Source organism: Desulfosporosinus sp. BICA1-9, from assembly GCF_000802135.1.
In genome coordinates this window covers 59,139-85,671 of sequence record NZ_JUEE01000191.1, presented here as the reverse complement: position 1 = coordinate 85,671, position 26,533 = coordinate 59,139, and the positions used below count along the sequence as shown (strand labels likewise).

Annotated in this window: 22 protein-coding genes; all 22 read left to right on the top strand. The window is 38.1% G+C overall.

Annotated features, from left to right (window positions below; genetic code table 11):
• Positions 1-753 precede the first annotated feature (753 nt).
• Positions 754-1,161, top strand: coding sequence for a DUF6431 domain-containing protein (locus JL57_RS35365; RefSeq protein ID WP_291300498.1), 408 nt, complete (start codon positions 754-756; stop codon positions 1,159-1,161).
• Complete coding sequence (locus JL57_RS23910; RefSeq protein ID WP_291300497.1) at positions 1,110-2,201, top strand: DDE-type integrase/transposase/recombinase; 1,092 nt, start codon at positions 1,110-1,112, stop codon at positions 2,199-2,201. The genes JL57_RS35365 and JL57_RS23910 overlap by 52 nt, the downstream gene beginning before the upstream one ends.
• A complete protein-coding gene (locus JL57_RS23905; protein ID WP_034144423.1) occupies positions 2,194-2,994 on the top strand; it encodes an ExeA family protein in 801 nt (266 codons plus the stop codon). Before JL57_RS23910 ends, JL57_RS23905 begins: the two co-directional genes overlap by 8 nt.
• Entirely contained in the window at positions 2,991-3,266 is a 276-nt protein-coding gene (locus JL57_RS23900) for a hypothetical protein (protein WP_034144422.1), read from the top strand. The genes JL57_RS23905 and JL57_RS23900 overlap by 4 nt, the downstream gene beginning before the upstream one ends.
• Positions 3,267-3,378: 112 nt before the next feature.
• On the top strand, positions 3,379-3,564 hold the full coding sequence (locus JL57_RS23895) for a hypothetical protein (RefSeq protein WP_034144421.1): 186 nt from the start codon (positions 3,379-3,381) through the stop codon (positions 3,562-3,564).
• A gap of 628 nt (positions 3,565-4,192) precedes the next feature.
• The gene (locus tag JL57_RS23890; RefSeq protein ID WP_034144420.1) at positions 4,193-5,239 is read left to right on the top strand and encodes a substrate-binding domain-containing protein; all 1,047 of its coding nucleotides are present in this window, start codon (positions 4,193-4,195) and stop codon (positions 5,237-5,239) included.
• Entirely contained in the window at positions 5,239-7,086 is a 1,848-nt protein-coding gene (locus tag JL57_RS23885) for a sensor histidine kinase (protein WP_034144419.1), read from the top strand. The genes JL57_RS23890 and JL57_RS23885 overlap by 1 nt, the downstream gene beginning before the upstream one ends.
• Positions 7,064-8,698 carry a response regulator gene (locus tag JL57_RS23880; protein WP_034144418.1) on the top strand — a complete coding sequence of 545 codons (1,635 nt, stop codon included), beginning with the start codon at positions 7,064-7,066 and terminating at the stop codon, positions 8,696-8,698. The genes JL57_RS23885 and JL57_RS23880 overlap by 23 nt, the downstream gene beginning before the upstream one ends.
• Positions 8,699-8,984: 286 nt before the next feature.
• A complete protein-coding gene (locus JL57_RS23875) occupies positions 8,985-10,016 on the top strand; it encodes a substrate-binding domain-containing protein (protein WP_291300496.1) in 1,032 nt (343 codons plus the stop codon).
• Positions 10,017-10,110: 94 nt separating this feature from the next.
• A complete protein-coding gene (locus JL57_RS23870; protein WP_034144417.1) occupies positions 10,111-11,613 on the top strand; it encodes a sugar ABC transporter ATP-binding protein in 1,503 nt (500 codons plus the stop codon).
• A gap of 45 nt (positions 11,614-11,658) precedes the next feature.
• Positions 11,659-12,660: an ABC transporter permease gene (locus tag JL57_RS23865; RefSeq protein ID WP_291300495.1), complete on the top strand. Its 1,002-nt coding sequence runs from the start codon at positions 11,659-11,661 to the stop codon at positions 12,658-12,660.
• 21 nt (positions 12,661-12,681) lie between these two features.
• Positions 12,682-13,497 carry an SDR family NAD(P)-dependent oxidoreductase gene (locus JL57_RS23860; RefSeq protein ID WP_045690937.1) on the top strand — a complete coding sequence of 272 codons (816 nt, stop codon included), beginning with the start codon at positions 12,682-12,684 and terminating at the stop codon, positions 13,495-13,497.
• 32 nt (positions 13,498-13,529) lie between these two features.
• A complete protein-coding gene (locus JL57_RS23855; RefSeq protein WP_034144416.1) occupies positions 13,530-14,405 on the top strand; it encodes an SMP-30/gluconolactonase/LRE family protein in 876 nt (291 codons plus the stop codon).
• Position 14,406: 1 nt separating this feature from the next.
• A complete protein-coding gene (locus JL57_RS23850; RefSeq protein WP_034144415.1) occupies positions 14,407-15,438 on the top strand; it encodes a zinc-binding dehydrogenase in 1,032 nt (343 codons plus the stop codon).
• A 301-nt stretch (positions 15,439-15,739) separates the two neighbouring features.
• Positions 15,740-17,341: a sugar ABC transporter ATP-binding protein gene (locus JL57_RS23845; protein ID WP_291300494.1), complete on the top strand. Its 1,602-nt coding sequence runs from the start codon at positions 15,740-15,742 to the stop codon at positions 17,339-17,341.
• Positions 17,342-17,354: 13 nt separating this feature from the next.
• Positions 17,355-18,350: an ABC transporter permease gene (locus JL57_RS23840; protein WP_034144414.1), complete on the top strand. Its 996-nt coding sequence runs from the start codon at positions 17,355-17,357 to the stop codon at positions 18,348-18,350.
• Between the two features lie 48 nt (positions 18,351-18,398).
• Positions 18,399-19,457 (top strand): aldose 1-epimerase family protein, encoded by a 1,059-nt coding sequence (locus JL57_RS23835; protein WP_045690936.1) that lies wholly within the window; start codon positions 18,399-18,401, stop codon positions 19,455-19,457.
• 98 nt (positions 19,458-19,555) lie between these two features.
• A complete protein-coding gene (locus JL57_RS23830; RefSeq protein ID WP_034144413.1) occupies positions 19,556-21,178 on the top strand; it encodes a response regulator in 1,623 nt (540 codons plus the stop codon).
• A gap of 33 nt (positions 21,179-21,211) precedes the next feature.
• Complete coding sequence (locus JL57_RS35360; protein ID WP_291300493.1) at positions 21,212-23,026, top strand: sensor histidine kinase; 1,815 nt, start codon at positions 21,212-21,214, stop codon at positions 23,024-23,026.
• A 197-nt stretch (positions 23,027-23,223) separates the two neighbouring features.
• Positions 23,224-24,261 (top strand): zinc-binding dehydrogenase, encoded by a 1,038-nt coding sequence (locus JL57_RS23820; protein WP_034144412.1) that lies wholly within the window; start codon positions 23,224-23,226, stop codon positions 24,259-24,261.
• 14 nt (positions 24,262-24,275) lie between these two features.
• A complete protein-coding gene (locus JL57_RS23815; protein WP_034144411.1) occupies positions 24,276-24,989 on the top strand; it encodes a cyclase family protein in 714 nt (237 codons plus the stop codon).
• A 36-nt stretch (positions 24,990-25,025) separates the two neighbouring features.
• Positions 25,026-26,513 (top strand): sugar ABC transporter ATP-binding protein, encoded by a 1,488-nt coding sequence (locus tag JL57_RS23810; protein WP_034144410.1) that lies wholly within the window; start codon positions 25,026-25,028, stop codon positions 26,511-26,513.
• Positions 26,514-26,533 lie beyond the last annotated feature (20 nt).

Sequence of the window (26,533 nt, the reverse complement as noted above, 5' to 3'; positions counted from 1 at the left end):
ACTAATACCATTTTAAGGGATGTACCCAAAGAAAAGATGCCCACACTTGAATTCTTGAAAAAGCTAACGGGTAAAGACTTTACAATCTGTCCTTGCTGTGGCGTTGGCCATCTCTGTAGAGCATCACCTAAATAGACATTAACTACATAATGTTTTTTAAGAATGCCACTTTATTGGGGAGGGGGAGTCTGTGTCATTTATGAAGCTTCAATTAACTTTGGTATTAATTTCGGACTGAAGATACATAGTATTTCGAAAAACGATTGAAATAAACAAGGCTGGGGATCTTAATTTCCCCATAGCGACGAACATCACGCAGTTTAGTCCAATAAAATTATCCAAAGTCAGGTTCCATTCGTAAAATAACCAAACTTATGTGCTTATATGCTTATCCAGCAGATGAGCCTTTTATTTACCCTGACTTCGGATAGTTCCCTATTCATTATGCAAAGTAAACGTCTAGAAACATTGTGTTTACGTTATTGTCCCTAATTTTACTTTGCATAATTTCTATCTACTAAATGAACTCTTCCGATACTTAAATAGCCGATATGTATCTTGACTGTTGACGCTGAATTAAAAAGTCCGAAAGCTGACGGTCTTGCCTGTCCCTAAGTTGACGAATATAATGACCATGACGTTATCCTTGAAGAAAGGAGAAAGACGCCTCTCTTTAGATGTGGTACTGCTACAACAGCATCACTAGAGACGTCTTCCCAACTAACATGATCATTGTATCAAATTATTCGCTAGTTGAGAAGAAAGATAAGACTGGCGTTTTTTGTTAGGAGTGCGGAAATCATACCTTGCCCTTGTTGTGGAAAACTCTTAATCGTCATAGGCAGTCGTCATCGTGTATGGTATAAAAGTTCTGGAGGAAGATCAATACTCATTATTCGCAGACTTCGCTGTGAGTCATGTTTCAAGATTCACCATGAATTGCCGGACTTGCTCGTTCCTTACAAACGCTACGATGCGGAAAGTCTTGAAGGTGTATTAAACGAACCACCACGTACTGATATTGCCGTGGATGAATCAACGATCTTACGTTGGAAACACTGGTTTCGCACGTGGGTAGTTTATGCTCAAGGCTGCTACAAGCGATTCTATTGCGGCGTGAAGTTCCGAGTCGCAGTGTCAGCCAAATCATTCAAATCCTAGAATGGGAAGGAAAAGCACAACCCAAGCAACTTAAACGGAGTACTTTACAAGAAAAGCTTATGGAACGTGGATATAGCTCCCGGACCATGCGGATGTATACGAATGACGGAGCTGCGGCTCGAAGGTTCCAGAAACGGCATCGCAATCAATTATGGCAATCCGACATTAAATATGGACCCTTTCTTCCGATCGGTCCAAACGGTACCCTTAAACAAGTGTATCTCGTTTTGTTTATTGACGATGCAACACGCTACGTTCTTCACGGTGAGTTTTATCCAACGCTTGATCAGGCCATTGTGGAAGATTGCTTTCGAAAGTCTATCCAACAAAATGCGCTTCCTGAGGCTGTCTACTTTGACAATGGAAAGCAGTACCGCACTCGATGGATGGGTCGGACCTGCTCTAAACTAGGTATCCGATTGTTGTTTGCCAAGCCATATTCTCCTGAATCTAAGGGGAAGATAGAACGCCTGAATCGTGTGGTTCAAAGCTTCCTTAATGAAGTCCTGCTCGAAAAACCAAAAACCTTGGATCGACTTAATACCTGGTTTCAATCATGGCTTAGCGAATGCCACCAAAACAAGCCTCACACTGCACTGGGAGAGACGGCGAGCCCCGAAACTGCGTATCGGAGCGATCGCTCACCACTTCGATTCGTAGAACCTGAAATCTTAACGAATGCATTCCTCCATAGCGAAGAGCGCAAAGTGGACAAGTCCGGTTGCATTAGCTTTATGGGAAAGAAATACGAGGTAGGGCTACTATTCGTCGGAAGAAAGGTTCAAGTTGTCTACGATCCTGCTGACATCACGGAGTTGACCATAGAATTCGAGGGTCATGCACCTTGGACTGTTCGTGAGCTTGTCATCAGGGAATGGTCTGGAAAGCGTCCGGCGCTGCCGGATCATATGCAACCAGAAAAAGCGGACGAATCGCGTTTACTTCGTGCAGCCGAGGAGCAGAATAAGCAACGAAACGAACGGCAAGCGCCTGCCGTCTCCTACCGAACAGTTCGGAAGGAGGCCGACAAGCATGTATGAATCTTTCTACGGGCTGAGTCACACACCCTTCTCAAGGGATATTCCCACCGATAAATTGTACCTATCGAGCATACTGGAAGAAACACTTGGTAGGCTCGAATATGCAGCAGAGCGTCAGTTATTTGCCGTCATCACCGGCGACTGTGGGACGGGAAAAACGACGACGATTCGCCGGTTTGCGAAAACGCTCGATCCGGCGAAGTACAGGATTTTATACCTGTCCGATTCAAAGTTAACACCCCGTCACTTTTACAAAGGGATGCTTGAGCAACTTGGATACGAGTCGAAGTTCTATCGTGGCGATGCCAAACGCCAACTGCATCGGGAGATTGAATTGATGCGCGGAATTCATCGATTGCAGGCAGTTGTCGTCGTGGACGAAGCGCATTTGCTGGATAAAGAGATGCTGGAGGAAGTTCGCTTTCTACTTAATATGAAGATGGATGCAGAGAGCCCCATGGCGCTCATTCTTGTCGGTCAGAACGAGCTATGGGATCGTCTACATCTGCAGGCTTACACCGCGATTCGCCAACGTATTGATTTACAATGCAAGCTGTCACACTATGATCGGGCAGAGGCAGAGTCCTATATGAAACAGCACTTAGCTTATGCGGGTGCAACCAGCGACATTTTTTCAGACCAGGCGATCGACGATATTTATCGTTTCTCCAGCGGTGCCGCCAGACTCATCAACAAGTTATGTACGCATTGCCTCCTCTACGGTTCGCAGAACGGTCACCGAATTATTGATGACCGGATGGTAAAACGTGTGATCGAGGGGGAATTGTCATGAATCGACCAGGCTTGGAAGACTATTTCATCAAAACGGGGTTCTATGATCTCCTGCCGATAGCCTTGAAATTAGCTAAGACTCTAGATTATGACCATTCTGAGATGATTGAAGCCATCTGTAAAGTCCATGATAAGTTTAATCAGTATCCACCGACTAAAAACAGAATCGCTTGGTTCAGACTGGTTTTTGAAGAGAAGTTGAAAGAGGCTAGGGCAGATATTCTGGCCTTTAAGGCAACAACAGATCATCTGCGAGAAAAAGCTAGTACATAAGAACGGAATGAAGTTGATCGTTCACTAATAAAACGATGGAAAACCGATGTAAATTGGTGTTGCTCTGATGTATTAGTTGTCATCCCACACACCAAAATGAGGAGGTAAAAAGGTGCCTAGACAGTCTATTGAACTACCTGATAAAGTAAAAAAAGGTCTTGATAATATGGCTACGGCTTTTGGGATGACGCAAAATGCTCTTATTAGTCTTGCTGTCGCCACGATGGTTGTAAAATATGAAGCTGAAGGAACAAGGATTTTCTTTGATTTAATCTCGCTACCAACAAAAGCCAAATAGCCATTGCGGTTGTTGAAACATTTATACCCTTACCTGGCCAAGGTCACAATTGAACACTCTGTTAAACGTTGCGGTGAGAGAGACGGACTGACTGACGGATATCATTTGCATTTTTGGTCAGCTTATCTGTCTACCGCCGGACACCTTACGCCGTCAGGTTTAGGATATTAAACGGCATCAGTAACACTTGACTAACACAATAACTAATTGGAAGTAACTTAAGCTACGCAGTATTGTTGTGGGCGCTCACTTTAATTGATATTAAAGGAGCGTTTTCTGCCCAATTTGTTGAAAATGCTTGGGCTAGGTGTGGCAGAAGATTATGATTTATAATATCACGGTTGAAGAACTAGACTTCATGCTCGACGAATATTACAAATTAGAGGGTAGGATAGTCAAGGACGATGTTAAATAGGCCTTTGCATTTGGGGGAAGCTTGAAAAGCCAGAACGATTTTGACGTTTTGGCTTTTGTTTTTTGATATTTCGGATTCATTGCAGGATTATTTTGAAAGTTTGTTGAATTCTAAACAAGTGAAGGCATGTTGATGCTGACCAAAAGTCCGATACTTCCCATAAGCAATAACCTTATTTCAACCTAGTAAAATTCAAAAAGGGTAGTGGTAAATATGGTATTTAAGCGAAGATGGAATTTATTAATTCTTGTTTTTTTAATAATAGCTTGCTTAAATGGCTGTACATCAAATAAAAAACAAGATGTAATTATTAAGGAAGATATTTTAAAACCTTCTGAAGTTAATGCCACTGACCAATATAATAAAGAAAGTAAAAATGTTGAAGAGTATGTGGGAATTTATGCACTTGGTAGTTACGAGTATTTTACCGATCATAAAATTGGATTAATGAAAGCTGGCGAAGCTCTAAATGTAAAGATAGAATACATGGGTCCTCCGGATAATAATATCGATGAAATGATAAAGTGTTTTGATTATGCTATCAGTAAAAAGGTTGCAGGAATAGTAGTATTTGGCGCGAACGATCGTCTTGCAGCAATGATTGACAAAGCTGCTGATTGTGGTATTCCTTCAGTTACAGTAGATGGTGACATTAAGAATAGTCAAAGAATTGCATTTGTAGGCACTGGGAATTATAATGCAGGATATTTGGGCGGCAACACACTTGCTAAAATCCTAAATGGGAAGGGACAAGTTGCTATTCTTACCGAACCCGAAGTTGAATTGCACAGAGAAAGAACCAGTGGTTATACTGATGCTTTAGGTAAAACAGCTGGAATTAAAATTGTAGAAATCGCAGACACAAAAGCTAATCATGAAGACGCTCATAAAGCTGCTTTAGATATTCTTAATAAATATCCGGAGTTAGATGCAATTGCATGTACTGATTACTTTGGAGGAATTGCTGCTTCTGTTGCGTTGGAGGAGGTAAATAAGCAAGGCAAAGTAAAAATTCTAGCAATGGATAGAAGTCAATACGTTCTAAAAAAAATTGAAGATGGAGTAATCACTGCGACACTTGTTCAACAAACTGCATTGATGCCATTCTATGCAATGCAGATATTATATAACTATAATCATAATCTTGTTCCTATCGTTCCGAATACTAAAGATGCTGGGATTACAGGTACTCCGGTATATATTGATACAGGAGTTTTTATAATTGACATGAAAAATTACAAATCTTTTATGAGAAATTAATGCGAGAAGGATTTTTTGCAATGAGAAGTAGTTCTTTTATAAGGAAAATGAATTTACAGAATAAATTAATGGTCATATTTAGTATAGCATTTGTAGTACCCTTTATAGTTTTTGGGTTTCTTTCCTATTTAAATATTCAAAATACCCTGCAGAAAAAAACTCTTATCTCTAATAGTGATATTATTAAACATATGCAAATAAGTATAGATGTTTATTTTGAAGATATTGAAAAAATTGCTGAAAATATTATTAAGGACAAATCTTTTAATTCGGGAATTGGTAAACAGGAAGAAGATTATAAGGATAAAATCAAATATATTACAAGCAATGAAGAATTATTTGGGAAACTCAGTAATATCTTGATACAAAAAAAAGAAGTTATGTCAGTTTACCTTTATACAAGATCGAACATTTCCTATTTTGTTAATTTTGAGGATACAATAGATCAAAAATATACCCCTAAAAATGAACAGTGGTTTATTCAGGCCATAGAGGAGGGAGAAGGGCCAACTATACTCGCGCCATTTATCGACTTGCAAACAAATAGGAAATCCTTGAAGGTTATTCCTGTAATTTACCCGATAAAAGGTTTTTCAAAGGCTGGGGGAGTTCAAAGTTCTAACATTGGAATTATGCAGTTAAATGTCAATTTCAATATACTCCGTGACTTTTGCAGCATAAATGACAATGAAGAAAAAGATATTTATGTTGTGGATAAATATGGGGATACAATATATAGTAACAAAGGGGATGCGGTTAAAACACATATAAAAGATACAATTTGGAACACTGTACAACAAAACGGCGAGGGAAATTTTGTGGTTAACACAAATGGTAACCAAAATGGCATAAGTTATAAAACATCCGAATACACAGGATGGACCATTATTATGGTTGCGAATAATCATCAGTTGATAAAAGATATGACCTATATAAAAATGTATACGATAATTTTCATTATCGTTATTCTTTTTCTCTTTTTATTCTTATCAATTTTCATTTCCAGAAGTATATCCCGTCCGATAAAACTACTTGAAGATATAGTGACCCAAATTGAGACAAAGCAATTTGAGGTTCCTTTACAGATAGAAAAAAAGGAGCATATAGGACTGCTGAGTGATCATTTCAATAAGCTGGTGGATGCAATAAATAATATGTTGATGAAAATTAATTATCATCACCAAAAGGAAAAGGAACAGGAATATAAGATTCTTGAAGCTCAAATTAATCCTCATTTTATTTATAATTCTTTAAATGCAATCAGGTGGATGGCTACGATGCAGCATGCTAACGAAATTGCTAATTTAATAATATCTCTAATCAACTTATTAAAATCATCTATTAAATTGGGACAGACTTTTATTTCCATTGAGGAGGAAATTAATCAGATAAGGGACTATATATCATTACAGCAACTTAGGTATTACGATAGCTTTACTGTTGAATTTCACATGGATGAAGAAGTTAAAAGTTACAAGACAATCAAGTTTGTACTTCAGCCGATTGTTGAGAATGCTATATTCCATGGGCTTGACCATGAAAAAATGAATGGTAAAATCGAAATAAGTATTGCAAAGTTTGATGATTTTATTGAATACTGTGTGAAAGATAATGGGAAAGGAATGGATAAAGACACTCAAAAGAAACTTTTAGATAAATGCGTCAAGGAAAAGGGCTTCAATGGGATTGGTATTAATAATGTAAACGAAAGAATTAAAAACTATTTCGGAACAGATTATGGAATAAATATCCAAAGTGAAATAGGGGAAGGAACCTCTGTTAGTATTATAATACCGTGCATTTTATATGAGGGGGAGGAGTTGAATGATAAGGGTATTGATCGTTGATGATGAGCCGCTGGTTCGTATAGGTATTAAAAGTACTTTGAGCCAATGTGAGTGTAATCTGGAGATTGTAGGAGAAGTTTCAAATGGAATAAAGGCGAAGGAAATATTAAGCAAAACCGAGGTTGATCTTGTCCTAACCGATATAAAAATGCCGGAGTTTAACGGAGTTGAGCTAATAAAATGGATTAAGGAGAGCCAGCTGAATATAAAAGTAGTGGTTCTAAGCTGCTATAACGACTTTGAATTTGTAAGAGAGGCGTTTACTTATGGGGCCTTTGATTATATCTTAAAGTATGATATTGACGTACAGTCAATTAATAATATTGTTTGTAAAGTAAAAGAGGATATAGATAAAGAAAGGCAGACATCTAAAGCTGCAAGGGCAGGAAATAACTCACGGGAAAGAATCAATACAGATATAAGAATTATTAAAAATAACATCTTGAAAGAACTCTTGACAGGCGGTAATGATTTTGAGCGCAGTCAAGTAACTGTACAACTGCAAAGGGCCAATATTAGTTTTAATTGTGCTGCTTTGTTTAGGGTCGTTTGTTTTGAAGTTGATTACCCGTACGAATATGATAAGCGCTTTGCAAATAAACCTGCAACATTATGCAGTGAGGAAGTTAAAAATGCGATCAGTGAATATATTAGAACGATTTGCAGCTTCGAAATTTATTGCGAAAGTAATTATCGATATTTTATAATACTGGATGTATCTGAAATTAAAGATAAGCTAAGCGATCCGCAAAGTATTTTGGATACATTTGTACATATGCGGTATCTATTATCAAAATATTTAAATCTTTCTGTTTCTATAGGTATTAGTACTGAACTTCTCGGATATGAAAATTTGCCTGAGTTGTACAAACAAGCCTTAAATGCTATTGATAATAAAATTTTCGAAGGAGCAGGTTTTATTGCTTGTTATGATAATACAAATAGCAAGAAGCATATTTGCTGTGAAAATATAGAAAAAATTAAAGCGAAAATAATTAAAGAAATAACACTTGAAAATTTCCATGGAATTATCGGCCTTTTGGCGCAGTTAAAGAAGGAATTTCATGTTGTAGAAAAAGATGTTTCGGCATATGAAGTAAAACTTACATATGTGTCTTTAGTTGAAGTCATAAAAGTACATTTTCATAATGAGTTGAAGGAGTTTGAATCAACAGGATTAGAAGGAATAAAAGATCTTAGGCAGGTTAATTTCTTAAATGACTTGCATGATCAAATTGTGGATGTGGTCATAAGAATTGCAAATATTAAAATCAGCATTCTGATAAAAAAAGATTATTCAGAGGGTGTGTTGCAATCTATAAATTATATCAATACACATTTCAGCGAAGAAACGTTAAATTTAACTAAAGTTGCAGAAATTATAGGCTATAGCTCTGCTTATACCAGCCGTATATTTAAACAGGAGACCGGAAAATATCTCATCGAATATATAAATGAAGTAAGAATATGGTATGCCAAGAAAATGCTTGAAAATCCCAAAAATAAGGTTTACCAGGTAGCGGAAAAAGTAGGATATGCCAACTATAATTATTTTAGTAGGATATTCAAAAAAATAACTGGAGTGAGCCCGTCCGAATATATAGGGGAATAGTAATAATTCTGAAATGACTGCCTTATTTTTGGGTGAGTTCTCCAAGGATTGTATTATATAATATTTTGTCGTCCTTTTATCTGCATTAATATAAATAACTAAATATTCTGCCTAATAAGATGATTTAACAAAATAGTATACATTTTGATATAATTTTAAAACATGTGCCTTGTCACATGTTTTTTTTATATTCAATAAATACATGAAACCTATATAGATAGAACATTTATAATTTTCTCTTATTAAACTACGATGTAATTAGAAAAAATAAGAGGAGGACGACTTCGTGTTGAAAAAAGTATTATTTCTTCTAATTGGGTTAACTCTGGTAATGGGTTTGTCTGTTGGGTGTTCAAGCGACACAAAAGACAACAATACAACAGCAAGTAATAAGGAATCTTCACAGCAGCAGGTAGCCAAGCCGGTTTCAGATGAACTGTATATAGGGGTGTATTGCCTCGGAAACTTGGAGTATTTCTATGACCATAAGATTGGACTTAAAGCAGCAGGCGATATGATGGGAGTTAAAACAAAGTATGTAGGTCCACCTGATTATGATATCAATGCAATGGTTGCAGCATTTGAACAGGCTATTGCTGAAAAGCCGGCAGGCATAATTACTTTTGGAGCGGAAGACAGTTTAGTGCCGGTAATCAATAAAGCTATTGATGCAGGTATTCCGGTCATAACGGTTGATGGTGATGTTAAGAAATCGAAAAGAACTGCATTTGTGGGAACAGGAAACTACAATGCCGGCTTTTTGGGGGGGACTAAACTTGCTGAAGCTCTGGGAGGCAAGGGAAAGGTTGCCATGCTGACCGAACCAGGAGTGAGCTTGCATCAAGATAGAGAAAAGGGATATGAAGATGCGCTTAAACAATTCCCTGATATAGAAATTGTTCAAATAGGGGATACAAAAGCAGATCCTGTTAATACTCTGCAGGTAATATCTGCAATCTTGCAAAAAAACCCTGACTTGGCAGGAATAGGTTGTACGGATGCAGTTGGAGGCGCATCGGCGGCTACTGCTGTTGAGGAAGCCGGACGCATAGGCAAGGTCAAAATAGTTTCTATGGACAGAGACAGACAGGTTTTGGAGAAAATCGGCAAAGACATCGTAATGGGAACAATAGTTCAGAAATCAGCAATGATGCCTTTCTATGCCTTAGAGATACTTTATACTATGAAGCACGCTAATGTAGAGATTTCTACAGACAATGCCAAAGCCGGTCTTACCCTAGCTCCCACTAATATCGATACAGGTGTTATATATGTAGATAAGAGTAATGCCCAATATTTTATTAGGAATGTCAAGTAATAAGACACAATTGTGATTCCATACTGAGACTCAGTCTGTTTTTCAACGGCCTGAGTCTCAGTAAGCCTATATTTCCCTGAAAGAAGGTAATCTAATGAATGAAGAACTAATTTTAGAGGTTAAAGGAATATTCAAGAAATTTCCTGGAGTACAGGCGCTTGGAGGAGTCGATTTCCAGCTGAGAAAAGGTGAGGTTCACGCCATAGTCGGTGAAAATGGGGCAGGAAAAAGTACGCTCATGCATATATTGGGTGGTATTCATAAGCCGGATGCAGGTGAAATATTTATCAATGGAAAAAAGACAGAATTTCATAACCCCTTAGATGCAGTAAATAGTGGCGTAAGTATTGTGTTTCAGGAATTAAGCCTTGTAAACGGTATGAGTGTGGCAGAAAACATATTTCCCAACAGACAGCCGGTGAGAAAGATGGGATTAATTAATTTTAAAAAACTTTTTGAGGATACTACTGAGATTTTGAAAACCTTTGAAGAAACTATCAACCCGAGTATACCTGTTAAGCATTTATCTATTTGCCAGCAGCAGGTCGTTGAGATTCTAAAGGCTATATCAAAGAACCCCCAGGTACTGATTTTAGACGAACCAACATCTTCACTAAGTCAATACGAAACTAATAGGCTGTTCGAAAATATTAGGAAATTGAAAACAAAGGGAATGTCTTTTATTTATATTTCACATCATCTCCATGAAATATTTGAAATAGCTGATAGGGTGACAGTGCTCAGGGATGGGAAATATGTGGATACAGTAAAAGTATCTGATATCGATGAAGCAAAAATAATAAACCTTATGGTCGGTAGAGAAGTCTCCAATCAATACATTAAGAGAAATGCAAGGGTAGAAAACAATAAAGTAGTATTGAAAGTTCAAGGATTAACCCATAAGAAATACTTTAAAGATATCTCCTTTGAAATAAAGCAAGGTGAAATAGTTGGTTTTGCGGGTTTAGTAGGGGCTGGAAGGACGGAAATAGCAAAGACAATTTTCGGTTTGGAAAAATATGAAGCTGGCAGTATATTCGTGGATGGAAGAAAGGTAATTGTAAATTCTCCCAAAGATGCGATGAACGAAGGAATTGCCTATACTACTGAGAATCGGAAGTTTGAAGGCTTATTCCTCGAAATGAATATCAAACAGAATTGTGTTGTTCCACAATTAGAAAGCTTTGCTAAGGGTATGACAGGTTTTTTGGATGAACATAAAATGGAAGCATTCTCAGAAGATTATGTAAAAAAGCTCAATATAATAACACCTTCAATTGGTCAAAAGGTAAGAAATCTCTCAGGTGGGAACCAGCAAAAAATACTGCTTTCCATGTGGTTAGGTATAAATCCGAAGGTTCTCATCATCGATGAGCCCACTAAAGGGGTTGATGTGGGAGCAAAAAGCGAAATATATGATGTTCTCAGAAAATTGGCCGATTTAGGTATCGGGATTATGGTAATTTCTTCAGATCTATTAGAAGTACTGACCCTAAGCGACAGAATTATAGTAGTCAAAGATGGTGAAATACGAGGTGTGCTTAACAATGCTGAGGCGACTGAAGAGAACATCATAGCCTATGCAGCTGGCGTTTAGTTAAGACATTGAAAATAGATATAACTAAAACTTGGAGGTATAAGCATGAAAGAATTAGTTGAAACAAATGAAGGCTCCTTGGCACCCAAAAAGCATAGCTTAATGAGATTATTAGAGGTTAGAGAGCTGGTTTTAATCGTTTTAATATTACTTGGTGGATTCGCGATGAGTCTGGTTTCCCCAATTTTCCTTAATCCAGCGAATCTTTTGGCTATACTTTTAGGGGTATCGATTGATGGTATAATTGCAGCAGGAATGACTGTATTACTTGTGTCCGGTGGGTTTGATTTATCAGTTGGGTCCACCTTAGCTTTGAGCGGAATAGTTACCTGCCTATGTATAAAAGCGGGCTTTCCTGTGCCTCTTGCGGTCAGTACAGGAATCCTCTCAGGGGCACTGGTTGGGTTGGTGAACGGATTAATAGTTACAAAATGGAGAATACATCCTTTTATTGTTACACTAGGGATGCTATCTATCGTCCGTGGATTTGTTCTTATTTTAGCAAAAGGCGTTACTATTGTTGAGTTACCTAAGTCTTTCACTATTTTGGGACAGGGAAAGGTTTTCGGGGTACAATTTCCGATAATCATTACAATTATTGTGATAATACTAGGCGACATACTCCTAAGAAAGACCAGATTTTTCAGGCAGAGTTATTACATTGGCGGAAATGAAAAAGCAGCTATTATGACAGGTATAAAAGTTAATAAAGTTAAAATCATTAGCTATGTTATTGTTGGGGCACTGTCTGCAATGGCAGGTGTACTGATAGCTTCAAGGCTTGGTGCTGCATCGGTTAATATCGGCGTGGGTGAGGAGCTAAAGGTAATTACAGCGTGTGTAATTGGTGGAGCAAGCCTAAACGGTGGAGAAGGAAGCGTTGTCGGTGCATTTTTAGGAACTCTGTTAATGGCTATTCTTCTTAATTCCCTTAATTTATTAGGAATTGACGTTTACTGGCAAAACGTTGCAACAGGTGTAATACTAATCGCTGCCGTAGTTCTTGATACCGATTTGAAGAGAAGGAGAGAGGATGCTGCTCAATAATTCAATGAGAGGGGTAAAATAATGAGGTTAAGCGGAAAAGTAGCAGTAGTAACTGGAGCAGGAGCAGGTATCGGCAAGAGCATAGCTGAGATATTTGCAAAAGAGGGCGCAAAAGTAGTTGTCAGCACAAGAAGAGCCGCCAATGGGCAGCCTGTAGCCGCTGAGATAGTCAGAAACGGTGGCCAAGCAATATTTGTGAAGTGTGACGTATCAATTGAGGAAGATATAAAGGTCATGATTGAGAAAACCCTTGAGGAATACGGAAGAATAGATGTCCTGGTAAACAATGCCGGAGTCAATTTTGTGAAGTCCTTCGAGGAGCTAAAGCCAGAGGACTGGGACAGGGTTATGAACACAGATTTAAGGGGAACATTCCTGTGTTCATGGTATTCCATACCTCATATGTTAAAGCAGGGTAAAGGAAATATTATAAATATTACCTCAGTACATACCCTTGCAGGCTTACCCGGAGCGGCGCCATACGATGCGGCAAAATGGGCAGTGGTGGGATTGACCAAGTCCATGGCGGTGGAGTTTGCATCAAGAAACATCAGGGTAAATGCTCTGTCTCCGGGACTTATCGACACACAAATATGGGACGATATCAAGGCCGCTGCTCCCGACATGGGCGAGTGCCTTACCTACTGGAAATCAAACATACCTGCAGGACGAGTCGGTACTCCGGAAGAGATTGCCTATACAGCAGTATTTCTGGCAAGTGATGAGGCAAGCTACATTACTGGGGCAAACATAGTTGCGGATGGTGGTATGACAAGCCAGCTGATTAGTCAGGAGCCTTTTAAGTCAAAGAGTCTGGAAGGTGGAAGCCACGGATAATTGGGCAGGTCTGTGAGGAGGAAGTCAAATCGATGAATAAACTGGAATTGGTCATAGATCAAAAGGCAATGCTAGGAGAAGGGCCGATCTGGGACTGTGAAAACAAAGTCCTGTATTGGCTGGATATTTTAGCCTGTGAGCTGCATGTATTCAATCCTGACAAGCATAGCGACAGAGTGATAGAAACAGGACAGCTTATTGGAACTGTGGTACCGAGAGCAAAAGGCGGAGTGGTTCTGGCAATGGAGAAAGGTTTATACTTTTTGGATACAGTAACAGGTGAAACTGCCTTTATAGCAGACCCTGAATCCGACCGTACGGAGAACCGGTTCAATGACGGCAAGTGCGACCCTGCTGGACGGCTCTTTGTCGGAACTATGCACAAGGAAGGGAAGGGTTCAGGGGGAGCGCTCTATTGTCTGGACACTGACTTAAGCCTAGGAAAAGTATTGGACAGTATTTCCATATCCAATGGCATAGCTTGGAGTCATGACCATAAAACGATGTATTACATTAACACCCCAGTCAAGAAGGTTTGGGGGTTCGACTATGCCATTAGAACCGGTGAAATATCCAATAAGAGAGTTGTGATTGATGGTAAAGCGGAAGAAGGCTTCTTTGACGGCATGACCATTGATGAGGAAGGAATGCTGTGGATCGCCCACTTCGGAGGTTTCAAAGTGACAAGATGGGAACCGCAGACGGGTGGGAAGCTTGACGAGGTTATGCTGCCTGTACCAAATCCGACAGCCTGTGCCTTTGGCGGAGAGGGGCTTGAAGACCTATATATCACTACGGCAAGACTCGGCCTTTCGGATGAGGAACTAAGACAATATCCAGAATCCGGAGGGCTCTATGTTATAAGACCCGGGGTAAAGGGCGTCAAATCATACAAATTTGGAGGATAACATGAGAGCTTTGGTTAAATACGAAAAAGGGATAGGAAAGCTGGAAATGCGGGAGGTGCCGGTACCCAGCCCGGGGCCTGGCGAGGTGCTTGTAAAGGTTGAGGCGGTCGGGATATGTGGGACAGATCTCAAGATACGGGACGACCATTTTATATACAATCCTCCGGTGATACTAGGACATGAATTTTCAGGCGCGGTAGCCATAGTGGGTGAGGGCGTGAAGCAGTGGAAAATAGGAGACCGGGTAGTCAGTGAACAACATACGCTGGCCTGCGGACACTGCCGGTACTGTCTTACCGGAAAGCGCCAGTTCTGTCTCTCCAAGAGGTCACCCGGATACTTGATAGACGGAGCCTTTACGGAATATATCAAGGTTCCGGCGTCCCTTTTGCATAGGATGCCGGAGGGAATGAGCTTTGAGGAAGCGGCGGTAATAGAACCGATGGCGGTAGCTGCCTATGGGATACTGGGCAGGTGCGGCATAGAACCCGAGGATTATGTCGTAATACTGGGTTGCGGGCCCATTGCCCTTCTGGCGCTGCAGCTGGTGGTGGCCGAAGGAGCATCGAGGGTACTTCTGACTGGAATAGATGCGGATGAGAAGACCCGATTTCCTGCTGCCAAGGGGTTTGGCGCCTACAGAACGGTAAACGTGATGAAGGAAGACCCGGTGAGCATCGTGATGGCAGACACGGGCGGCATGGGGGCGGATGTGGTCATCGACTTGTCGGGTGCGCCTAAGGCAATTGTACAGGGCTTTGACCTGCTCAGAAGAGATGGAAGGTTCTGTGCCCTTGGATTGCCTACCAGTGATGTGCCGATGCCCTGGGCCAAGGTTGCCCTGAAAGCGGTCAACTTAGTCTTCAGCTACAGCTCGGATTTTGAGAGCTGGGAAAGATGTTTGTCCATGATCCAGTTGGGAAAGGTCAACCTCAGAGAATTTACAAGCGATATCTATTCTCTGGAAAGCTGGGAAGAGGCATTTGATAAAGCAGCAAGCGGAGAGGCTTTGAAGGTGATTATCAAGCCATAAAAGGAATATGGATTAAACCTTTCTCCTTCAGCAAGGAGTATATGGACGCTTGGTAGTTCGCCATGAGATCAGCCGAATTTAAGCTGATCTCATGGCGACTTTTCGTTATGTAATCCGTGTAGCACTATATCGGCTAGGCAGGTTGGAGACCGTTAATTCTATGGAATCTCCCTAAGTGGCTTTATAAAAATATTCTGAATATAAGACACCGAATATGAATTCTAACTAATTGTTGTCTCAAAGCTAAAGTTCTATAATTTAAATCAATTCAAGATAATTAATTCTAAAAGGTGGGTTATTAATGAAAGCAGATAGGATTCTCGGTCCTTCAAAGATAAGTATTGACGAATTGCCGTTTATTCAGATTGAACCTAAGTGTTTGGAGGATAATATGTCGTTGGTATCAATAAAAAATATCAGCAAGCAGTTTTTTGGTGTAAAAGCGCTAAATGAAGTTAATTTTGAATTGAAACGAGGAGAAGTTCATTCTCTTGTTGGGGAAAACGGAGCAGGTAAATCTACACTGATGAACGTTCTATCCGGTATTATCAAGCCTGATAAAGGTGAGCTGGTACTAGACGGTGAATTGATAAGTTTTGAAAAATATAACCCCCAAGTAGCATTGATGAAAGGAATATCTCATGTGCATCAAGAATTAAGCCTTTGTCCAAATATGTCAATTGCAGAAAATATTTTTTTCAACAGATCACCTGTAAATAAGTATGGAGGCATGGTTTTTAAAAAGCTTTTTGAGGATACTTCGGAATTACTTAAATACTTTGAAATAAAGGGAAATCCAAATTTACCTGTCAAGTACTTGTCTTTTGGGATAAGACAGCAGGTGGAGATATTAAGAGCCATTTCACAAAACGCTAAAGTTATAATATTTGATGAACCAACGACGGGTATAAGCGAAAGAGAAGTAAAGATACTTTATAAAGTAATTCAACAATTGAAGGAAGCTGGAAAAGCGATCATATATATTTCGCATAAATTAGAAGAAGTGCTGGAATTATCAGACAGGATTACTGTCCTCCGAGATGGTAAGGAAATAAAGACCCTGGATAAAAAAGAGAGTACTAAAGATTTGATTATATCTTTAATGGTAGGAAGAGAAATCGCAAATTTATATCCTACTAAAACAAAAGTTCCTGGGTCTGAAATTGTACTGGAAGTTGAAGGAGTATATAAAAAAGAAGTTTTAAAAAAAATTGACCTTAAACTAAAAAAAGGTGAAATTCTTGGTCTTTATGGACTTGTTGGCGCTGGACGATCGGAGCTCTGTGATACTATTTTCGGAATCATAAAGAAGGATAGAGGAACTATAAAGATTGATGGGAAACCCATTGAAATTAGAAAACCTGAAGAAGCCATAAAATATGGAATAGGATATCTTCCGGAGGACAGAAAAAGTCAGGGTCTTTTCCTAGAAATGTCTATAAAGTTGAATATAATTGCATCTAAGCTTAAAAGCTATACTACTTTGGCTTTCATAATGAACAGTCAAAAAGAAAAAATAATTTCCTCAGAATATGCAAAGAAGCTTTCAGTATCTACAGATGACATTGAAAAAAAAGTTAAACAATTAAGTGGAGGTAATCAGCAGAAAGTGATGCTTGCAAAATGGCTGGCTATTTGTCCGAAAATATTAATCATAGATGAGCCTACAAAAGGAGTGGACGTTGGAGCAAAATCTGAGATTCACAGAATATTAAGAGAACTGGCGGACGGCGGAGTAGCAGTCATTATGGTATCATCAGAATTGCCTGAAATACTGGGTATATCAGACAGGATTTTAGTGATGCATGCAGGTGAGGTAAAAGGAGAAATGAATGTAGAAGAAGCAACACAGGAAAACATCATGAAAATGATCTTCAACACAAGAGAAATTGTAAACATGTAGGAGGAAAAAAACCATGCTGGAAAAAAGTTCGAATACCTATCAAAATAATAGTGTGTTAATCGGAATACGAAAAGTGTTTCAAATGAGGGAATCCATTTTAGTTCTACTTATCCTTTTGCAGTTTATAATTCTTACTTTCGCATCCCCTTATTTTTTTACAAAGGATAATTTAATAGCTGTGATTTTTGGTTGTTCACTTGATGCTGTAGTTGCGGTTGGAATGACTTATATAATCGCTGCAGGTGAGTTTGACCTATCGGTAGGATCTACGCTTGCTTTAACGGGAGTAATTGTTGCCAAGCTTGTACTTGCAGGTGTGAACCCGATTGTAGCATTTATTGTGGGTGGAGTAATGATTGGTGCGTTTATAGGTTTTATAAACGGGGTAATAATCACAAAGGTAGGGATAAATTCATTTATTACTACCCTAGCAATGATGGGTATCGTGAGGGGTATAGCATTTGTAGTTACACAAGGTTATCCTGTATCTAAATTACCAAGCTCTTTTACATATGTTGGACAGAGTTATGTCGGTGCGATACCTTATACATTCTTTGTTATGTTTGTAATTGTTATTGTAGGTGAGTATCTGCTCAGAAAAATCAAGTATTTTAGGCAGGTATATTACATTGGTGGAAATATTACAGCTGCAAAGTATTCGGGAATTAATGTTGATAGGGTTAAGATTGTAATGTTTATGATAATAGGAATTCTTACAGGCATTGCCGGAACACTTATGACTGCTCGGCTAGGGTCGGCCATGTCTACAGCGGGACAGGGAATGGAATTAAGAGTTATATCTGCAGTTGTTATTGGTGGAGCAGCTTTATCAGGCGGTGAAGGTACAGTGTTTGGGACGTTTTTAGGTGTGATACTGCTTGCATTTGTTACAAATGCTTTGATTTTGTTGAATGTTTCCATATACTGGCAGGGGATCATTAGCGGTCTTGTCCTCCTTGTTGCAGTAGGAATTGATATTGTTACTAAAAAGAGAAAAGCTAGAAAGTAAGTTAAGCATCATACAGTTTATTTCATGGGGTAATGGAGGTGTCCTTATATGGTGAAACTATTCGGTAAGGAATTTGAAATGGATGAACTCCGACAATATGTCGGGAGCATGAATCAGCTGGCAGGAGCAAGGGTTTTTGAATACAAAAATGGACGTGCAGATGGTATTAAAGGCATAGATGTAAAAACAGGGTCAGGATTCAGATTTACTGTGCTTCCAGATAGAGGAATGGATATAGCTGATGCGGAATACTGCGGGAAGTCTTTGGCCTGGATGTGCAAGAATAATTTAGCAGCACCGCAGTATTTTGAAAATGGAGGATTGGGATTCCTTAGGAGCTTTAATGGAGGGCTTATAACTACGTGCGGATTAACACAGGCGGGGGATCCTGGTGTGGAAGGGGATGAGGTACTTGGTATACATGGCAGAATATCACATCTTCCAGCAGAGATAATTAATGTTGAAGAAAACTGGTGTGGAGACGACTACGTAATAAAATTGTCAGGAAAAATTCGGGAGTCCCGCCTTTATGCGGAAAACCTGGTCTTGAAGAGAGAAATAATATGTAAAATGGGTGAATCCAAGGTTCTTATTAATGACTTGATAGAGAACGAAGGGTATAATGAGTCACCTTTCATGATACTGTATCACATCAATTTCGGATTTCCAATCGTAAGCAAGGAAACAAGGCTCTACTCTTCAGCAATAAAAGTAGAGCCGTTCAATCGGGATGCAAGGGAAGGGGATGGAGAGTATTCTTTATTTGATAGACCGACCAAAGGCTACCAGTGGCAGGGATTTATGCATATAATGCCGCAGGATAGAGAAAAGGTTTATGCAGGGCTTGTTAATGAGAGTATCGACTTTGGCGGATATGTGGCCTATTCACCCGAGCAGATGCCGTGCTTTAATGAGTGGAAAATGATGGGGCAGCAGGACTATGTTGTGGGGCTTGAACCTGGTATAAATATACCGGAGGGTAGAATTGAAGCAAGGAGAAACGGAAGACTGACCACCCTGAAGCCGGGTGAACGGTATGAGATCAATTTTGAAATAGGTGTACTGGAGGACAGAAATGCAATCGAAAGATTTAAGGCGATGATATAAGCTTTATAAAGGTTTATAAAGGAAGTAAAAATTGAAATAGGACAGAGATAATGCTATAGTTTAAGTAAATTAACCACAATTTACAAGGTGAGGTTGTTATGGTTAGTGTATTAATAGTTGATAATGAATTTTGGGTATGCCAGTTAATTAAGAAAATCATAAATTGGAATGAATTGGGCTTCAATATAATTGCTGAAGCCCATGATGGCATTGAAGCGATAGAAATTTTAAAGACGAAGAAGCCTGAACTAGTCATAACAGACATACTTATGCCCGGTATTGACGGAATATCACTTATGAGGGAAGCCAGAGAGCTAGGACTTGATACGGAGTTTATTATTATAAGTGGATATAATGAATTTGCCTATGCCAAAGATGCAGTGAAATATGGTGCATTGGATTATCTCTTAAAACCGATCGATAAAGATGAGTTGACAGGTATTTTATTAAAGACTCGAGAAAAATTTCTAAATTACAAACAAAAACAAAATGATGTGAAGGTTATTAAGGAGAGATTAGAAGATAGTATAAGTCAGCTTAAAGATCAGTTCTTTTTTCAAAAACTTAATTGCACTGCTGTACGAAATGACATAAATATTCAAAATATAAATCAGGATTATGGATTGGCTTTTGCAGAAGGTCTATTTCAATTATTAATATTTAAGGCAGATGTAAAAGCTACGGGTGAAATAGATGAATATAGCAATCATGTTTTTTTCAATACTATCTCCAAAACTATTGAAGTTGAACTCAAGCTTTATTGCTATGAGCTTCTTAGCTTAGAAAGTAAGAAAAAATTTATTTACATTATTAATTATGATATTAGCAAAAAGAATAAAATATCTAGTGTCCTTAATAATACTTTTATAAAATTACTGGAAAATATTGATATTCATAAAACTATGTATTTAACTTTAGGCATTGGAGATTGTGTTGGAAGTATAAATCTTATCCACAAATCCTTTTCCAATGCTTTATGTGCTATAAAGGGTAGGGTAACCCTAGGTACAGATAAAATAATAAATATGGAGAGCCAAAAGTTTATTAACATCGAAATGAAGGAATTATTCCCCGTTGATAAGGAACTGAAACTCATTTGCATGTCTGAGGTTTTTGATGTAAATGGGTATAGGAGCTTGCTTTATGAAGTTTTTGCTGTATTAATAAAGAACCGAAATATCAATCCAAATGCTATCTTCAAAGTGGCATATCAAATTATTCAAAATACACTTAAAGTTATACAGAGAAAAAATATTGATATCGAACATGGATACTTAATCGAGGCTAAAGTTTATGAAGATATCGAAGAATGTAAATCTATGAATGAAGTTATAGAATATTTGGGGGATTTACTTGCAAGAGCATTAGAAGGCTATAATGTTTCAAAGCAGAGCCATCACAGAAAAGCTGTTGAAATCGTTAAGTCTTATGTGAGCAATCACTACAAAGAAGAAATAAGTCTTACTGAAGTAGCTAATCTTGTTTATTTAAATTCCAATTATTTTTGCGAGTTGTTCAAGAAGGAGACTGGTATGAATTTTTCTGAATATGTAACAGATTATAGGATAAATACGGCAAAAGAATTATTAAAGGATATTAAATACAAGATTAACGAAATTTCCGAGCTTGTAGGCTATAAAGATGCCAAATACTTCAGCAAATTATTTAAAAAAGAAGTAGGTATAAGCCCTTCAGAATTTAGAAGTTTGTTCACTTTATAAGTCAGTAGATATTGTAGAGGGTGTAACTATTAAATGAAAAGAACTACTGCTCTAATATTTGATAAACTTAAACATTCCGTAAAAATAAAAAAACCTTCACAAATTAAGGCTGATTTATTGATAGTTGTTAGTGCCTTTTTTTTAATAATATTCATTTTCTTTTTTGCCTTTATATATCTGAATGTTTTGAATTTAGAAAGATTCAGTGAAGAACAACAATTTATAAGGATTAATTCCCAACTAAGACAGTGGTCCCAAATTATTAATAGGGAATTAGAAAGTACAGATAAAATTGCAACCGCGATATATAAACAAGAATCTTACCGATTTTATAATAACGTATTGAGTAATAATTCTCAACTAGAAGAATTCAAATTTCGGTCGACAATTGATTATATTTTCAAAAGCAACACTGATATCTCAGGTATTACAATATATACTGAAAATGGATCGCTATTGTCGTACAGCAATGCCGATAGTCCTTATTATTTTAAGAGCATTTCAGGGACATTCTGCAAAAGTGTTGTTGACAAGTATAAAGATAGAGGTATTGATTACGTATTAGAAATGGAAAAGAGTGAATATCCCAAAGGTATACTTTTTGCAAAGACTTTTAGAAATGAGGAAACTAAACGGATTCAGAGTGTGATTATAGCAAAGAATTTAGGTTTGTTAAATAGTTATTTTAGAAACATTGATTTTCCTGAGTCAGATACTATTTTTTTATTGAATAGTAATAATGAAGTTTTATTTTCCACAGGAAGTAAAAGTGATAATACTCTCATCGATAATAAACAAGTAAAGCTCCTGAATGAATCCCAAGGGAAAGTGAAGTTTACCGACAATTCAGGAAATACACAATATATTATATATGACAAATCGGTCTTTTTTGGATGTAATCTCTTACTATTAGTACCCGAAACATATTTAAATGCAAATAAATTATCTGCATTGAGGTTTATGTTGTTTTCAAGCTTGATCCTTATTTGTGTTATTGTGATCAGTATCTTCTTTTTTAAACGAAAAGTGTATTATCCCATTAAAAGTATCGAAAATGTTTTCAACAGTCTTGTACAGGGGGATCTGAATTTTGAATTAGGTAAGCTAAGTAATTCAGGTGCTTTTTCGCATATATATCAGAATTTGAATATGATGAGTGATAAATTGAAAGACTTGATTAAGAGCGAATACACTTCAAAAGTGTTAATGAAGCAAGCCGAATTAAACGCTCTCCAAAGTCAGATTAACCCTCATTTTCTTTATAATACTCTCGAATCAATCAGAGGCATGGCAATTAGTGAAGGTGTAAACAATATTGAACATATGACTAAATCTCTAGCAGACCTGTTCCGGTACAGTATAAGTAGAAAAAATAATATGGTAAAACTTGAAGAAGAACTTAAAAATATTGAGAATTATTTAGTAATAATGCAGTATAGATTTAATAACAAATTTATTGTAGTTAACAAGGTTGATGAAGATACCTTGGAATGTAAAGTACCTAAACTATTAATACAACCTTTAGTTGAAAATTCAATTCGACACGGTTTGGAGTTAAAGCTTGGAAAAGGAACTATAAAGTTAATTGCTTATAAGACGCAAGACAAGTTGATACTAAATATAAATGATGATGGAGATGGTATTAGACCAGAGGAATTGAAAATAATAAATGAAGGACTTTTAAACGGAAATGATTCGCTGGATCTCGAAAGTAAGGGCTCTAGGATAGGATTAGTAAACGTAAATGTAAGAATAAAACTGCTGTATGGATCCGAGTATGGTATAAGAATTTACAGTACACTAGGTATTGGCACTAGTATAGAAGTATTTCTACCTCTAATAATGTAAGTGAAAAATAGTCCCTTATCCAGCTCAGGATAAGGGACTTTATCTATGGCATTTTTAAAATATTCTGAATTTAGTACACCTAATATGAATTCTAACACATTGTTGTTCTCAAGCAAAAGTCATATAGTTTATCTATAAACTTTCTTGAATTCAAAAAATTAACTGACTAATTAATTAACAATAAGGTGGGGTTATCAATGAAAGCAGTTAGAATTCACGGTCCCTTACAGGCAAGTATTGATGAATTGCCGATTATCCAGCCTAGACCTGATGAGGTTTTAGTAAGGGTAAAGGCAGCTGGTTTATGTGGTACGGATTATGAGCTGTATACCAATGATATGGTATATATACAAGAGGGTCTCAGCAAGTTGCCCATGGTTCCTGGGCATGAGTGGTCGGGGGTTGTTGAAAGGGTTGGAGCGGCAGTAGGGAAATTCAAGGCTGGGGACAAGGTTACAGGTGAATGCACAGTCAGCTGTGGCAAATGCGAATACTGCGCAAAGGGAATACCAAGCCAATGCATCAATAGAACAGAGACAGGCGTTATGAACAGGCAAGGTGGTTTTGCAGAATATATAACATTTCCGGAGCAACATCTTCACAAATTTAACACACTCTCATTTGAAGAAGCCGCACTTATTGAACCTACAGCTGTTGCGCTTAATGCTGTAATGAAAGGTAAGGTTTGCCCATTGGATAATGTTCTGGTTGTAGGCCCGGGTCCGCTTGGCTTGCAGGCTGCACAAATAGCAAAAAAGATATTTGGCGCAAAAAGGGTTATTTTAACGGGAACTAGGCAGGAAAGGCTTGATAGGGCAAATAGCTACGGGCTGGATGGGCTTATAAATATAAGAACTCAGGATATTGAAGACAGAGTAAGGGAGCTTACTGATGGAGAAATGATAGACGTTGTAATAGAAGAATCAGGAGGCGCAGGAGTATTTGAGGACATAAAAAGAGTTATAAGGCCTTGTGGAAGAGTTGTTCTGAATGGTTTTTTCGGTTCAAAACAGGTGTCGATTGATTGGGATTTTTTTACAATCAATGATATAGAGATAATTGGAGCTCTGGGAAGTCCAAATATCTGGGATGACGTTATTACGATGCTTGAGACCGGAAAAATTGAGACTAAAAGTCTAATATCCCATATCTTCAAGCTGGATGAATTTGAAAAGGGTTTGGATATAATGCTGAGCAGAAAGGAAAATGTCTGCAAAATAATTTTGACCCCCTGATTAAAGAGGGTGGTATGATTGAATTTCTCCTGAAAAGCCCAGCAGTCATTAAGGCAGTGAGTAAAGGAGAGAACTTTAGAATGAAAAGAATCATCGATTTATCTCATGATATAGTGCACCAGATGCCTGTGTTTCCCGCTGATCCTCCGGTAGGGATATTAAATCATCATTCACATAAAAATATGGGTTATTGTGTGTCACAGGTAATTATGGGAACACATACAGGCACACATGTTGATGTTCCGTTACATAAATTCGAATGTGGAGATTCGGTTGATAAAATACCTTTGGAAAATTTTACAGGGAAGGCTGTAATTATCGATCTGACATTTTTGAGGAATGGAGAGGAAATAGAAAGAAAACATTTGGAAGAGCATGAGGATAATATTAAAATGTGTAAAATTGTTATCTTAAAAACCAATTGGGCAAAGCACTTCGGAATGGATGATTTTTTCACCGGGTTTAGCGGCATCAGTGAAGAAGCTGCCAAATGGCTGTCTCGTAAAGACATTCGCATGGTAGCGGTTGAAAGCCCCTCTGTCCACGCAACAAAACATGAAAAGGTGCATGAGTATTTTCTTGAAAAAGGCATTATCATTCTGGAGACATTAAACAATGTTGATAAAATTGAAGCAATGTTTGTTGAACTCTATGCTGTACCACTTAAATTCAAAGGGCTTGACGGATCACCGGTGCGAGCATTTGCAATCGAGGATCAAGATGAATGACAATAATTTTAATCTCAATTAAGGCAGGGACAGACAATGAAATATGAAATTCTCAGAATGCAAAATATTACAAAATACTTTCCTGGAGTTGTGGCGTTAGATAACGTAAACCTTACTGTATTTAAAGGCGAAGTTCTTGCATTGGTTGGCGAAAACGGTGCAGGTAAGTCTACTCTAATGAAGATTTTATCAGGTGTTTATCAAAAGGACCTAGGTAAGATTTACTTTGAAGGAAAGGAGGTTTATATCAATTCACCAACGGCATCTCAAGAGCTAGGGATGAGTATTATTCATCAAGAATTGAATCTTATGCCTAATCTAAGTATTTATGAAAATATATTCATGGGACGGGAAAATCGATCAAAGCTAATATTTATGGATAGAAGTCGTTCTTACAAACTTGCTATGGAACTTCTGGAAACTGTAGGACTTCATATTAATGCTGATACTCTGGTAAAAGAACTGTCAATATCTCAAAGACAGATGGTAGAGATAGCAAAAGCCTTATCGCTGAATGCAAAATTGATAATAATGGATGAGCCCACTTCTTCTCTCACAGAAAAGGAAACTGAGACATTAAAGAATATTATTCGTAAACTTTGCTCACAGCAGGTGTCGGTAGTCTATATTTCCCACAAACTTGATGAGGTACTTGAACTTGCAGACAGGGTTACTGCATTAAGGGATGGAAACACAGTAGGGACAATAACCCGGGCTGAGTGTACAAAAGATAAGATTATTAGGATGATGGTTGGCCGTGAACTGAAAGATATATTCCCCAGAAGTGAGCGTAATGCTTCGAAAGAGGTTTTGAGAGTTGAAAATATTTCTACAACAGATTTGTTGAAAAATGTCTCCTTTACATTACAAAAGGGAGAGATTCTAGGGTTCGCGGGGCTGGTTGGCGCAGGACGCACAGAGTTAATGAAGGTTATATTTGGCCTGGATCAGAAGGTTTGTGGCAGGATATATGTAAACGGAAGTGAAGTTGAAATACATCATCCTAAGGATGCTTTAAGATATAAGTTGGCGTTGGTTCCTGAAGATAGGAAGATTCAGGGCCTTGTGTTGGGTATGTCAGTACGAGAGAACATAACGCTTTCTATATTGGATAAGGTTAGTAAAATCAATTTTATAAAAAGAAATATGGAGAGTTATATCGCAAATGATTTTATAAAGAAGCTTAATGTTAAGACTCCAGGGGCGGAGCAGAAGGTAGGAAATTTGAGCGGAGGAAACCAGCAGAAGATAGTAATATCAAAAATGCTTGCCACTCAACCGCAGATACTTATATTGGATGAACCGACGAGAGGCGTGGATATAGGAGCAAAGAAAGAGATACATACAATGATAGACGGACTTGCGCAGCAGGGACTTGCAGTAATAATAATTTCGTCCGAACTCGGAGAAGTTCTGGGCATGAGTGATAGGATTATCGTTATGCATGAAGGGGAGATAAAAGGAGAGATATCGGGGGAAGAGGCTACGCAGGAGAAGATAATGCATATGGCAATTAACCAATAGAATCATATTTTTTGAGACAG

Excerpts from the sequence above, each read along its gene's own strand:
- JL57_RS23835 (WP_045690936.1), top strand. The coding sequence starts at position 18,399 with ATGGTGAAACTATTCGGTAAGGAATTTGAAATGGATGAACTCCGACAA.
- JL57_RS23830 (WP_034144413.1), top strand. The coding sequence starts at position 19,556 with ATGGTTAGTGTATTAATAGTTGATAATGAATTTTGGGTATGCCAGTTA.
- JL57_RS23865 (WP_291300495.1), top strand. The coding sequence starts at position 11,659 with ATGAAAGAATTAGTTGAAACAAATGAAGGCTCCTTGGCACCCAAAAAG.
- JL57_RS23900 (WP_034144422.1), top strand. The coding sequence starts at position 2,991 with ATGAATCGACCAGGCTTGGAAGACTATTTCATCAAAACGGGGTTCTAT.
- JL57_RS23850 (WP_034144415.1), top strand. The coding sequence starts at position 14,407 with ATGAGAGCTTTGGTTAAATACGAAAAAGGGATAGGAAAGCTGGAAATG.
- JL57_RS23885 (WP_034144419.1), top strand. The coding sequence starts at position 5,239 with ATGCGAGAAGGATTTTTTGCAATGAGAAGTAGTTCTTTTATAAGGAAA.
- JL57_RS23855 (WP_034144416.1), top strand. The coding sequence starts at position 13,530 with ATGAATAAACTGGAATTGGTCATAGATCAAAAGGCAATGCTAGGAGAA.
- JL57_RS23890 (WP_034144420.1), top strand. The coding sequence starts at position 4,193 with ATGGTATTTAAGCGAAGATGGAATTTATTAATTCTTGTTTTTTTAATA.
- JL57_RS23840 (WP_034144414.1), top strand. The coding sequence starts at position 17,355 with ATGCTGGAAAAAAGTTCGAATACCTATCAAAATAATAGTGTGTTAATC.
- JL57_RS23810 (WP_034144410.1), top strand. The coding sequence starts at position 25,026 with ATGAAATATGAAATTCTCAGAATGCAAAATATTACAAAATACTTTCCT.
- JL57_RS23820 (WP_034144412.1), top strand. The coding sequence starts at position 23,224 with ATGAAAGCAGTTAGAATTCACGGTCCCTTACAGGCAAGTATTGATGAA.
- JL57_RS23815 (WP_034144411.1), top strand. The coding sequence starts at position 24,276 with ATGATTGAATTTCTCCTGAAAAGCCCAGCAGTCATTAAGGCAGTGAGT.
- JL57_RS23845 (WP_291300494.1), top strand. The coding sequence starts at position 15,740 with ATGAAAGCAGATAGGATTCTCGGTCCTTCAAAGATAAGTATTGACGAA.
- JL57_RS35360 (WP_291300493.1), top strand. The coding sequence starts at position 21,212 with ATGAAAAGAACTACTGCTCTAATATTTGATAAACTTAAACATTCCGTA.
- JL57_RS23905 (WP_034144423.1), top strand. The coding sequence starts at position 2,194 with ATGTATGAATCTTTCTACGGGCTGAGTCACACACCCTTCTCAAGGGAT.
- JL57_RS23870 (WP_034144417.1), top strand. The coding sequence starts at position 10,111 with ATGAATGAAGAACTAATTTTAGAGGTTAAAGGAATATTCAAGAAATTT.
- JL57_RS23880 (WP_034144418.1), top strand. The coding sequence starts at position 7,064 with ATGATAAGGGTATTGATCGTTGATGATGAGCCGCTGGTTCGTATAGGT.
- JL57_RS23860 (WP_045690937.1), top strand. The coding sequence starts at position 12,682 with ATGAGGTTAAGCGGAAAAGTAGCAGTAGTAACTGGAGCAGGAGCAGGT.